The organism is Streptomyces sp. NPDC046805, assembly GCF_040645355.1.
GTDB lineage: Bacteria > Actinomycetota > Actinomycetes > Streptomycetales > Streptomycetaceae > Streptomyces.
On record NZ_JBEYYC010000068.1, the window covers coordinates 1 to 11,895 of the forward strand.

Consider the following 11,895-nt stretch of genomic DNA (forward strand, 5'->3'; position numbering starts at 1 on the left):
GATCCTCGACCTCCTCCTCGCCAAGACCACGACACGCCTCAAGGCCCAGGGCCTCGACCTCGAAGTCACCGAACCGGCCAAGAAACTCCTCATCGAACAGGGCTATCAACCCGAGTTCGGCGCCCGCCCGCTGCGTCGCACCATCCAGACCGAACTCGACAACCGCATCGCCTCCCTCCTCCTGAGCGGCGACGCCGAACCAGGAGACACCGTCATCGCCGACGTCCGCGAGGGCGACATCCACGTCGGGGTCAGCGGCAAGGGCACCCACGAGAAGAAGGCCCAGGGCGAGGCGGAGAAGGGCGGCGCCAAGTCGAAGAAGGCGACGGACGACAAGAAGAAGCCCCGCAAGACGGCCAAGTCGAACGACGACGCCACCACCTGACGTCGGCACGACACAACACGCGGCTCCCGGCCCTCAGTTGAGGACCGGGAGCCGCGCGTTCGCCAGAGCCGTGTGACTCGTGCGAGCCGTACGACGTGTCGCCCTCAGGCGCCCTTGCCGCGCGCGTCCCCGAGGGACATCACCACGGCCGCCACCTGTCCGTCGGGCGTGCTGTAGCTGACGGTGTCCCCGACACGGTGGCCGAGAAGGGCCTGGCCGAACGGGCTGTCGGCGGTGATCAGTTTCTGGTCCGACGCCACGGCCAGCTCACCGATCTCAAAGGTGTCGACAGTGTCGTCCGCGAACCGTACGGTCACGGTGCTGCCGACGCCGACGACGTCGGTGCTGGGCGGGCCCACGAGGTCGGCACCCTGAAGGCGCACGGTGATCTCGGAGATGCGCTGGTCGAGACGGGCGACCTCGGTGGCGCGCTCCAGTTCGTCGGCCTGGTCGGCTCTGGTGCCGGGCTCGTCGGCGTCCTGCAGGGTCGAGGCGACCGTGGCGCGTTCGGCGCGCAGGTCGGCAAGTTCCCGCTCGAGCGCCCGCCGGGCGTCGGGACCGATCGGTCCGGGCTCACCGGTCATTGCTGCTCCCGTCGTCAAGGCAGAAACACACATAAGTGATGAATCATCACCATAACAGGGAGACCCGGCCGACCAGGCCTCGCCGACGTCAGGGGCAGCCCGCCGGCGTCGCCCGTGACGCGTCCTCGATCAGCCGGGTGTGGGCCGCCTTGAGCCGTCCCACATCGGGCTTGACGACCTTGCGATCGTACGTGAGCAGCCCGTTGAGCTCACCCTCGACGTCCGTGATCTGGGTGTACACCGCGCCGTTGCCGCCCTTGCAGGCCAGGGCGTGCACCACGGCGAGCTTCGCGAGGTAGTCGTCGGTGTACCTCGCCGGGTCCACGTCGACGTACGACTGCTGCACCGACCAGGCGTGTCCGGGTACGGCCAGCCCGAGGCCGCCGTACTCGCCGCTGACCAGGGCCCGTCTGCCGTCCGGGTGCGGTGGCAGGGCGGGGCTGGGGTAGCCGTGCTCGTCCATGATGTCGCCGGTGCCGCCGTCCCCGCCGAGGTTGAGGCCGGACATGCTGTTGACCAGCCGGGTCGGGTCCCAAGCCTTGGCCTGGTCGGCGATGCGCGCCATGTCGTACTGGCCCCATCCCTCGTTGAAGGTGACCCACATGACGACCGACGGGCTGCTGATGTGCTCGTCGATCATCCGCTTCATCTCGCGTTCGTACTCGGCGCGGGCGGCGGTGCTCGGGTTCACGCCCGCCGTCATGGCCGGCATGTCCTGCCAGACGAGCAGGCCGAGCCGGTCGGCCCAGTAGAACCAGCGGTCGGGTTCGACCTTGATGTGCTTGCGGACCGCGTTGAAGCCCATCGCCTTGTGCATCTTCAGGTCGTACGCCAGGGCCTCGTCGCTCGGCGCGGTGTACAGCCCGTCGGGCCAGAAGCCCTGGTCGAGCGTGGCCATCATGAACACCGGGGTGCCGTTGAGGACGGTGCGCGGGGTGCCGTTCACCTTCTCGACGGCGATGGACCGCATGCCGAAGTAGCTGCCGACCCGGTCGGCGCCGACGTTCACCTTCAGGTAGTACAGGAACGGATCGCCCGGCGACCACAGATGCGCGTCGGGGATCTTCAGGGTGAGCGGGCTGCCGCTGCGTCCGGTGGCGGTTGCGACGAGCCGTTTTCCGTCGTACGCGCTCGCACTGACCGGCAGGCCGTCGCGTACGCCCCGCGGCTCGACGGTCAGAGTGCCCGCGGCCACGTCGGGGGTGAGCTTCAGCGAGTCGACGTGGTCGGCGGCGACGGGCTCCATCCAGACGGTCTGCCAGATGCCGGAGGTCGGGGTGTACCAGATGCCGCTGGGGTCGAGGCGCTGCTTGCCGAGCGGCGGGTTCTCGCCGTTCGCTGCGTCCGTCGGGTCGTGGACGCCGACGATCAGCTCCTGGGTGCGGCCGGGCTTCAGCGCGTCGGTGATGTCGGCGCTGAACTTGTCGTAGCCGCCCTGGTGTTCGGCGACCCTGGTGCCGTTGACGTACACCTCGGCGCGCCAGTCGACCGCGCCGAAGTTCAACTGGAGGCGCCGGCCGGAGCCGATCTTCCAGTCTGCGGGCACCGTGAACGTGCGCCGATACCACATGCGGTCCTCGTGCCGCTCGATACCCGAGAGCTGGGACTCGACGGGATACGGGACGAGGATCCTCTCGCCGAGGTTCCGGCCCACCGGCGGCTGCTCCCCCGCCCGGGCCGCGGCGAACTGCCAGGTGCCGTTGAGGTTCTGCCAGTCGTCCCGGGTGAGTTGGGGGCGCGGGTACTCGCGGTGGGCGTTGGCCGGGGTGACGTCATCGGCCCACCGGGTGCGCAGTTCATGGGTCGAGTGGTTGGCGCCGCTGCTCCAGAAGGGCTTGACAACGTTGCCGTCCGCGTCGGTGAGGCCGCCCGCTCCGTCGTAGCGGACGTCGGCGGTGCCGCGGGCGGTGCCGGACTTGTTGCCGACGACGGGCTCCTTGAGCGCGACCAGCAGCGATCTGGGGTCGGCCGGGTTCGAGCGCGCCCGGCCGAGCGGCCAGGTGGCGCCGCCGATCACGGCGTCCAGATGGTCGGCGAGACCGGCCGGGGGCGTGGCGAGCGCCTGGGCGAAGTCGAGCCGGAGCGTACGGCCGTCCGTCAGGACGGTGGTGGCGATGGCGCCGTCGTAGTCGTAGCCCTCGGGCAGGAGGAAGGCCGACTGCGGGACCGCGGTCTTGGTGCCGCCGGGCGGCGTCCAGCGCAGGTGGAGGTTGGAGCCTCCATAGTGCTCGAAGTACTCGACCTTGATGTCGTAGGCGGTCCCGGCGGTCAACTGCAGGGGTTCGGCGGTCTGTTCGCGGTCCCAGTCGTCGACCCAGTGGTCGATGACGAGCTTGCCCCCGACCCAGAGGCGGAAGCCGTTGTCGCCGATGATCGAGAAGGTGGTGGGCCCCGTCTTCTCCGGCACGATGCGGCCGGTCCAGCGGACACTGACGTCGTCCGACTGTCCGGTGGCCGAACTCAGGCGGGACTCCAGGGAGTCGAAGTCGAGCTGCGGGTCGAAGCCGGTGGCCTTGAGCTCGTGGAAGTCGAAGGCGCCGGGGGCGGACTGGGTGTAGTACTCGCCCTTGAGGCCGTGGACGACAGGGGGATCGGCCGCGGCCGTCGCGGCGGGTGCCGCGACCAGTCCCGCGGTCCCCAGCACGGCCACGCACAGCAGGGCGAGGAGGTCCCTTAACTGTCGGAACGGTCTGATGCGCACGAATCCTCCTTGGGTGAGGAAGGGTGGCGGCTCAGTGCTTCAGTCTGTACAACGTTGGAAACGGCGGCAGTTGGCATGAGAGCACGGCTCTCCACCGCTGTCCAGGTCCATGACAAAGGCGCCAACCCCGGTGCGCCCTTCCCTGTCGAGGAGATCCCTTGCGGGTGAGCCTGAAGGACGTGGCCGAACGGACCGGCGTCTCGATCAAGACCGTTTCCAACGTCGTGAACAACTATCCGCATGTCACGCCCGCGCTGCGGGCCCGGGTGCAGCAGGCCATCGACGAGCTCGGCTACCGGCCGAACCTCACCGCACGGCATCTGCGCAAGGGTCGTACGGGGATCATCGCGCTCGCGGTTCCCGAGCTCGGCAACCCGTACTTCGCCGAGCTCGCCGGCGCCGTCGTCGACGCGGCCGCCGAGCACGACTTCACGGTCCTGCTCGACCACACGCGCGGCGACCGCGAGCAGGAGCTGCTGGTCAGCCAGGGGTTCCGGGCCCGGGTGATCGACGGCCTGATCCTCAGCCCGCTGGAGCTGGAGGACGATGACCTGCGCGGCCGGGCCGACGACGTGCCGCTGGTGCTGCTCGGCGAGCGCGAGTACGACCTGCCCTTCGACCACATCGCGATCGACAACGTCGCCGCGGCACGCACGGCGGTACGCCATCTGCTCGACCGCGGCCGGACCCGGATCGCCTATCTCGGCGCCCGTACGGACTCCGCCAACCGTCCCGCCCACCTCCGACTGGACGGCTGGCGAACGGAGTTGACGGCGGCCGGCCTCCCGGCCCCGGACGACCTGATCGTGCCGGTCGGCGGCTGGGACCGCCACCACGGGGCACAGGCCATGGCCCGGCTGCTGGACGCGGGCGTACGTCCCGACGCGGTCTTCGCCTACAACGACCTGATCGCGATCGGCGCCCTGCGCGTGCTGCACGAACGCGGCCTCAGGGTGCCGTGGGACGTGGCCGTGGTCGGCTTCGACGACATCGCCGAGGGCCGCTTCGGAGCCGTGTCCCTCACCACGATCTCCCCGGACAAACAAGCGATCGCACGCCTCGCGGTGACCTCCCTGCTACACAGCCTGTCCGGCCGCCAGGACAGCGAGGGACGCGAACTGACCGCGGATTACCGGCTGATGGAGCGGGAGAGCACGCTGGGGCGACATTGACGGCCCTTCGACGGCGGCATCGCCGTCGGCGGTGCAGGAAGCTCATAGTGGGCCGCGCTCCGGTGGCTGCCGCGTCGGGAGCGGGCGGGGGTGCGCCGACGACCACGAGTTCCGCGATGCCCGCTGCGGCGAGGGCGGGCAGGTGCTCCGGTGTGCCGTCGCTCAGCGCGACGGCAATCGTGAGTTCGTCGAAGGCCCGACCGTGGCGAGCGCACTCGTCGGCGAGGACGGCGACGCGCGAGCGGACCTCGGACGCCGCCACGTTGAAGCCGTACCAGCCGTCGGCGACCCTGACCGCGCGGCGCAGGGCGGCGTCGCTGTTGCCGCCGACCACGACCGGGAGCCGGCCGCCGCGCAACGGCTTCGGGTTGACCCGGATCGCGTCGAAGCGGGTGACCTCCCCGGCGAAGGAGGCCGGGTCCTCGGCCCAGAGGGTGCGCATCGCGGCGAGGTACTCCTCGGTCCGCCGCCCGCGCCCGGCGAAGGGGATGCCGAGCGCCGCGAACTCCTCGGCCGACCAGCCGACCCCGACACCGAGGGTGAACCGCCCGGCCGAGAGCACGTCGAGTGTGGCGGCCTGCTTGGCGACCACGATCGGATGATGCTGGGCCAGCGCGAAGCGCGGGCGCGAAGCGCGGGCGCGAAGCGCGGGCGCGCCGCGTCACCTCCGCACGCGGCGTGCCACGCCACCACGAGACCGCGCGAGACCGGTGCAATGTGACTCAGGCCGGCTCGGGTTGCGGTTGCGGCTTCGGTTGCCGCGCCGATGCGGCCCCCCGTTCCCACCGGGTGGTGGCCCGTACATAGTTGTGGATCACCGAGGCCATGGCCAGGACGAGGAGGGGGCCGGACACCCATGGATGCCTGGCCATCTCCAGCGGCATCCAGCGATAGGACACCAGGAGCGCGACGAAGACCGCCGTGCCGTGGGCGACCAGCTGGATCCCTGATCGGTCCCAGCCGCGGTCGTACGAGCGCAGCGCCGCCTCGATCGTGAGCGTGAAGACCACGCCGGCGATGAGATCCGCGCCGTAGTGGTAGCCGAATCCCAGCGTCGCGCAGAGCGTGGCGACCAGCCAGAACGTGCCCGCGATACGCAGGATCCGGGGTCCGGTCCGGGAATGGACGAAGATCGCGACAGCCCACGCCGTGTGCAGGCTGGGCATGCAGTTCCGTGGGGTGATCGCGTCGAACGGCATGGAGTGCGGGGTGGTGACCGGCGGCATCGTCCGCGGCCACAGGTCGGCCACCGCCCAGTCGCCGTTGGAGGTGACGTCCGGTGGCCACAGGCGGATCGCCGCCCAGTGAGCGGTGCCGGTGCCGTAGGCGAAGACCGGTCCGACCACCGGGAAGAGCATGTAGACGGCCGGGCCGAGGAGGCCGATCACCAGAAACGTGCGCACCAGGTAGTGGCGCGGGAAGTAGCGTTCGCGGGCCACGCCACGCAGTTGATACAACGCGACGACGACCGCGGCCACCGGGAGCTGGCCGTAGACGAAGTCGAGGAAATTGAAGCCGATGGGGCCGGTGGCCGTGACGATCCGGCCCACCAGCCACGACGGGTCGCCCAGCGCGTGATCGGCGGTCGCCACGTACTGGTCGAGCACCGTCGGCCGGGTCTTCGCGGTGATGAGCAACCAGATGTCGCCGGTCTTACGGCCGGCCATCAGCAGCAGGCCCAGCCCGACGCCCTTAAGCAGCAGGACACGTTCCGGGCCGGTGCGGCGGGTGACGGCGATGACGGCCCACCACAGTGTCACCAACAGCGCGCCGTTGCCGAAGGGGTGCCCGTCGGTCACCCGGTAGTCGGTCGCCCACCGGACCGTGAAGATGACGGCGTCGATACCGATGGCGGCAGCGAAGGAGATGAACCGCTGCCGCCAGGTGAGCACCACCGACATCAACGCCATGGACGCGTACAGCAGGCCACCAGACTTGGGGGCGAAGACCACCTCGCGCACCTGGTTGGTGATCGGCCCGGGCAGGCCGTAACGACGTGCGGCGATCTCCAGCGCGATGAGGAAACCGAGAGCCACGACACCCGCTACGGCCCAGGGTCTCGCCCGTGGTCGACGCCACGCGGAGACCGCAGTTCTGCAAGGTATTCGCGCACGGAACTGCGGTTGCATATGTCCCACTTCTCGGTCGGTTCTCGCGTTCGGTCACAGGGCACAGCAGGGTGGGGCAGATCTGCTGAGGAGCAACCTGACGGTACTTCCGACGCGGGGGGACGGAAAGATCACCGACCGGCTTTCGTCCGGGTGTCCGGGTGTCCGGGTGTCCCCGCAACCGCAGCGAACCGTCACGGAGACACGCGGACGCCCTCAGCACCGCTCCTGTCCCGGCCGGCTGCGGCTCCGGCAAGTTCCCGTACGAGGTGGCGGCGCCGGGACGGCAGGCCGAGCAGCGGGTTGGCGACACCCCAGGCGGCGCCCTTGCAGACCAACTCCTTGTAGCCGGCGGCGAACCGTCCGGTCAGGACCGCCCGTACGGCGCGGTCGTCGGCGGTGACGTACTGGATGAGCCCTTCCCGGCGCCCCAGCGAGATGCACTGGTTGAAGTAACGCATCAGCGTCCTCGGGACGTTGCCGCCGGTCAGGCGGGCCGCGATGGCGTCGGCGGCCTGCCAGGCCATGGGGGTGCCCGTGGCGCACGACATCCGCAGCGGCTCGTCGCCCGGGCCCATGGCGAGGGCCGCGTCGCCGATGGCGTACACGTCCGGGTGGGAGACCGAGCGCATGCTCCGGTCGACGACGATCCGGCCGGTGTCGGTGACGTCCAGGGTGGTCGCCCGCGCGATCGGGCGGACGGCGAAGCCGGTGGTCCACACGGTGATCGCGGCCGGGACGGCCGTGCCGTCCGCGGTGGTGACGTGGTCGGCGCCGACCGCGGTGACATCGGCGTGCTCGTGCACGGTGATGCCGAGCCGGTCGAAGACCTTCCGCAGGTGCCGGCGGCCCTTGGGCGAGAGCCAGTCGCCGAGTTCGCCGCGGGCGGCCAGGGCGACGTCGAGGTCCGGGCGGGCCTCGGCGATCTCGGTCGCGGCCTCCAGACCGGTGAGGCCGCCGCCGACCACGAGCACGGGCTGTCCGCCGTCCAGGCGGGCCAGGCGCTCGCGCAGGCGCAGGGCACCGGGGCGACTGGCGATCTGGTCGGCATGCTCGGCGGTGCCAGGGACGGCCTGATCGTTCCAACGGCTGCCGAGGGCGTACACGAGGGTGTCGTACTCCAGCGCTTCCTCGGTGCCGTAGGCGTCGAGGACGGTGACCGTCTTGCGGTCGACGTCCACGGCGGTGACCTCGGCGAGCTTCAGTTCGACGCCGGTGCCCGCGAACATCTCGCCGAACGGCCGCGGTTGGAGTTCCTGGCCGACCGCGAGCTGGTGCATCCGGACGCGCTCGACGAAGTCGGCCTCGGTGTTGACGAGGGTGATGGCGACCTCGTCGCGGTGCAGCCGCCTGGCGAGCCGCCCGGCGGCGACCGCTCCGGCGTATCCGGCTCCGAGGACGACGATACGGTGCTGCATGTCCTGCTCCTGTCTTCACGCTCTCCAGCGGTTTCGCCCCTTGAACCGGGCACGCCGCTGTTTCCTGACAGGAAGCGGATGTGAAGCGCCTCACACCAACTGCATACCGGGGTAGGGGACTTCTGGGTCAGAAGGCGTGGAACAGGGGTTCGCCGTGGTCGGTGGCCGCCCAGCGCCGGTTCACGCGTTCGAGCTTGTCGGGGTTGACCTGGTTGCGGAACGCGGCGATGCCGTCGGCGGTGATCTCCAGGCACATGACGCCGATGACCACGCCGTCGACGACCGCCACGACGGCGGGTTCGCCGTTGGCGGTCGTGACGTGGACCTCGGGCGAACCGCCGACCAGGTCGCGCTTGGCCTTGCCGGCCTTGAACAGCCCCCGCATGAACGTCGCGACAGCGAGGGCGCCTTCGAAGGCCTTGGCGCGGGCCGGGACCTTTCCGCCGCCGTCGCCGATCGCGACGGCGTCCTGGGTGAGCAGCCGCACGAGCGGCTCGGTCCGGCCACTGGTGGCGGCCGCGAGGAACTCGTCGACGATCCGCCGGGCGGCGGCCTCGTCGATCTGGGTACGGGCCTTGCCGTCCGCCACGTGCTTCTTGGCGCGGTGGTAGATCTGCTGGCAGGCGGCCTCGCTGATGTCGAGGATCTCCGCGATCTCCCGGTGCGGGTAGTCGAAGGCTTCCCGCAGCACGTACACCGCCCGCTCGCCCGGCGAGAGGCGCTCCAGCAGTGTGAGGACGGCGTACGAGACCGACTCGCGCTGCTCGGCGGTGTCCGCCGGGCCGAGCATGGGGTCCCCGGCAAGCAGCGGTTCGGGCAGCCACTGGCCCACGTAGGTCTCACGCCGCGCGCGGGCGGAGGTGAGTTGGTTGAGACACAGATTGGTGAGCACCTTCGTCAGCCATGCCTCGGGGACCTTGATCCGGTCCGCGTCGGCGGCCTGCCAGCGCAGGTACGTCTCCTGCACGGCGTCCTCGGCCTCGCTCGCGGACCCGAGGAGCCGGTAGGCGATGGCCTCCAGCCGAGCTCGCGACGCCTCGAACCGGTGCACCCCGTCCATGGTCATGGCCATGGCCCGGATCCTAGCCCGCGGGGATGGCGTGGGCAGCAGCCTTTGCGGTCTCGCGAGTGGCCGGCGTCAGCGGGAGCTCTCGGCTACGGCGACGTCATCTCAGGTCGCTGAAGCGGGAGTTGGTTGTTGCCCAGACCCGGACACGGGCCCGTACCCCAATGCCCGCCGAGCCCGTCAGTCGCAGAGCGCCATCATGGTGTCGTCGAAGTCGGGGAACTCCCGGGTCGCGTGCTCGATGACGTCGGCTGCCGCCTGCTGGCTGTCGGCCGCGCATCGTTCGGCGACGGTCACCAGTTCCGGGTTGGGGCGCGGGGCCCAGTCAGGCTCGTACGAAGTGATGGCTTCCCAAGGGCCGTAGCCGCCGGCCAGCAGCCAGAGGAAAGCACCGAGGTCGCGTGCGACGACACCGGTCTCGCCCTCTGATCCGAGGAAGACCACAGGCTGCTCGACGAGCGGCCGGCGTGGGCGGACCAGCCAGAAGGCGGCATATCCACCCGAGCCGTTCTGACCGAACACACGGAAGTCGTCGCCGTTCAGCTCCGCGTTGCCGGTCCAAGCCCGAAACCAGTCGGTGGTGTCCTCGGCCGAGAGGAACGCCGAAAAAGGCTCGAAGTCCACGCCCTTGCCACCTCGGTACTCGAACGGGAGCGCCAGGGCGGCAGCGAGCGCGGCAGGGAACTGTCGATCATCGGTAGAGCCCACGCGGACAGGCTAGCGACCACGGATGCCGCTCCATGGCTCGGGTAGCCCGGGTAGCCCGCGAAGCCGACCGCCAGGTGAGCCGGTGGAGCCCCCGGCCAGATACAGGTCCAGCAGTAGAGCCGCTGCCCTCGCTCACACGCGCAGCGCGCCAAGTCGGTTGCCCGGTCGAGGAATTCGGCAAGGCCGTGCGGGTCGGGTCCGACGGCGAGGCGAAGACATCTGATGCGGCCCAGTCCGAGGCGATCCGTCGCAGCAACCGTGTCCTGCGGCTTGGCAAGGTCGAAGGCGGGATCAAGCGAAACACCTGGGCGCGCCACAAGTTCTCGCAGGAGTGCCTTCCCACAGCCCTCCGCCAACTGAGCCGTGGTTAGGGCGCGCTTCTGCTTCGGCCGCCCGTCCGGCTGCGGCAGTGAGAGAAAGGCCGTGATCCGCCGTAGCCCCGGGAGGACCTCGGTGATCCCAGCGCGGTGTCGACCGTGCAGGTTAGCCAATGCCGCTGGCATCTCGGGTACGAGCGGGGGCTGTTGAAGCACTACGTCCCGTGCGCCGCTGTCCCACTGCGTGTCGTGAATGGTCAACTGCGGGTGGCCGGAAACCTCGAGCCTCCATTCGGTGGCGAAGCCGGCGTCTCTCACGCCCGCGGTCGTGGAGCCCTGCTTGGCGACATAGGTGCGCGCCAGCTCAAGAGTGAGCGTGTTGCCAACCTTCATTGCTCCTCCCAGGTCAGAAGTATGGACAGTCCGGAAGCCGTGGCCTGTCCAACCACGGTCAAGGTCCCTTCGATGGACGCCTGTTCACTGCCCTTGTCCCGACTGCGAGCGCGGACAAGGGCTTCCTCGACCCGCTGCCATGCCTCGTCATCCTCGATCCCGAGGGCGGCCGTCGCGTCGCAGCGGGCGAACTCGTCGGGTATCAGCCCCCCCGGCCAGAGACCGGCCCCTTGAGTGCCTCCGCCCACCGCCGCAGCGTCGCGGCCGCGGCAACCACAGAGAAAACGGCCACTTTCCGTAGCTCCAACGAGCCAGCGTCTGTTGCCGCGCGCAGCTCGGCGTGGCTCAGCACGACGTCGGAAAACGTGCCGTCGCTGCGCCGGACAACAAGATCGGTGTCCTCAACGGTGGGCTCTGTGGCAACGACGGTGCCTATCTCGCCGTCGATACGCACCTGAACACCCCTAGCCGGAGGATCGTTCGGCTCGGCGGCTAGACCCACAGCACTCCCCCATCCCCGAACTCCATGAGGACCGCCGGAGGGATGGGACCACCGCGCCACGCCCCCTCGGAGTCGACTCGTAACCTCCCCAGAACCGCCATATCAACCCACTCTTGGATGGCACTACTTCGCCCGCACATACGAGGGATCGCGCACAGGTCGGCACTGCACCGACGCCTTCACCTGCATGTAGCCGAGCGGAGACGCTGGAGGATGGCCTTCTCCACATCGGCCTCTGACGTGTGGCTAGCTAGGCGGAGTTCCCGATCGAGCGACAGTTATGCACGTCGCCCTCACCGGACTGGGAAGCAGCGAACAGGCACAGCACCTGAAGGTCGGCCCGCCGTCGCAGGCCTCGGCACCGCAGGGCGCTGCCTCCCGCGGAGCACTTGTGGACTGGTAGCGCGGACCCAAGACCGGCCCACAGCGTCGAACAGGGCTTAGAACCAATGCCGTTGTTTTAGGCCTCGGGCGTAGGTTCCTGGGTAGTGGTCCCAGGGGGTGGTTCGGTGTCTGCGCGCGTGTCTGAGTTATCGGGCCT

8 protein-coding genes and 2 pseudogenes are annotated in these 11,895 nt (G+C 69.8%); 2 read left to right on the top strand and 8 right to left on the bottom strand.

The annotated features are described in order from the left end of the window. Window positions 1–385 (top strand): annotated as a pseudogene (locus ABZ910_RS35715) (ATP-dependent Clp protease ATP-binding subunit); the annotation flags it as partial. Between the two features lie 104 nt (window positions 386–489). Here ABZ910_RS35715 and ABZ910_RS35720 read toward each other — a convergent pair. Together ABZ910_RS35720 and ABZ910_RS35725 are read right to left on the bottom strand one after the other, a co-directional pair. After that, the gene (locus ABZ910_RS35720) at window positions 490–969 is read right to left on the bottom strand and encodes a GreA/GreB family elongation factor (RefSeq protein WP_361373513.1); all 480 of its coding nucleotides are present in this window, start codon (window positions 967–969) and stop codon (window positions 490–492) included. A gap of 88 nt (window positions 970–1,057) precedes the next feature. After that, a complete protein-coding gene (locus tag ABZ910_RS35725; protein WP_361373515.1) occupies window positions 1,058–3,670 on the bottom strand; it encodes a PA14 domain-containing protein in 2,613 nt (870 codons plus the stop codon). A 158-nt stretch (window positions 3,671–3,828) separates the two neighbouring features. On the opposite strand from ABZ910_RS35725, the gene ABZ910_RS35730 reads away from it, so the two are divergent. After that, entirely contained in the window at window positions 3,829–4,842 is a 1,014-nt protein-coding gene (locus tag ABZ910_RS35730) for a LacI family DNA-binding transcriptional regulator (protein WP_361373517.1), read from the top strand. 160 nt (window positions 4,843–5,002) lie between these two features. Here the strand turns inward: ABZ910_RS35730 and ABZ910_RS35735 are convergent. From ABZ910_RS35735 to ABZ910_RS35760, 6 genes and pseudogenes are all read right to left on the bottom strand, one after another. Further along, window positions 5,003–5,434: pseudogene (locus ABZ910_RS35735) on the bottom strand (TIGR03619 family F420-dependent LLM class oxidoreductase); the annotation flags it as partial. A 130-nt stretch (window positions 5,435–5,564) separates the two neighbouring features. After that, the gene (locus tag ABZ910_RS35740) at window positions 5,565–6,971 is read right to left on the bottom strand and encodes a phosphatase PAP2 family protein (RefSeq protein WP_361373519.1); all 1,407 of its coding nucleotides are present in this window, start codon (window positions 6,969–6,971) and stop codon (window positions 5,565–5,567) included. Window positions 6,972–7,144: 173 nt separating this feature from the next. Further along, window positions 7,145–8,368, bottom strand: a complete 1,224-nt coding sequence (locus tag ABZ910_RS35745) for an FAD-dependent oxidoreductase (RefSeq protein WP_361373520.1) — start codon at window positions 8,366–8,368, stop codon at window positions 7,145–7,147. Window positions 8,369–8,495: 127 nt separating this feature from the next. Next, window positions 8,496–9,440, bottom strand: a complete 945-nt coding sequence (locus ABZ910_RS35750; protein WP_361373522.1) for an RNA polymerase sigma-70 factor — start codon at window positions 9,438–9,440, stop codon at window positions 8,496–8,498. Window positions 9,441–9,614: 174 nt separating this feature from the next. Beyond that, the gene (locus ABZ910_RS35755) at window positions 9,615–10,142 is read right to left on the bottom strand and encodes an SMI1/KNR4 family protein (protein WP_361373524.1); all 528 of its coding nucleotides are present in this window, start codon (window positions 10,140–10,142) and stop codon (window positions 9,615–9,617) included. A 912-nt stretch (window positions 10,143–11,054) separates the two neighbouring features. Further along, window positions 11,055–11,306, bottom strand: coding sequence for a hypothetical protein (locus tag ABZ910_RS35760; protein ID WP_361373526.1), 252 nt, complete (start codon window positions 11,304–11,306; stop codon window positions 11,055–11,057). Window positions 11,307–11,895 lie beyond the last annotated feature (589 nt).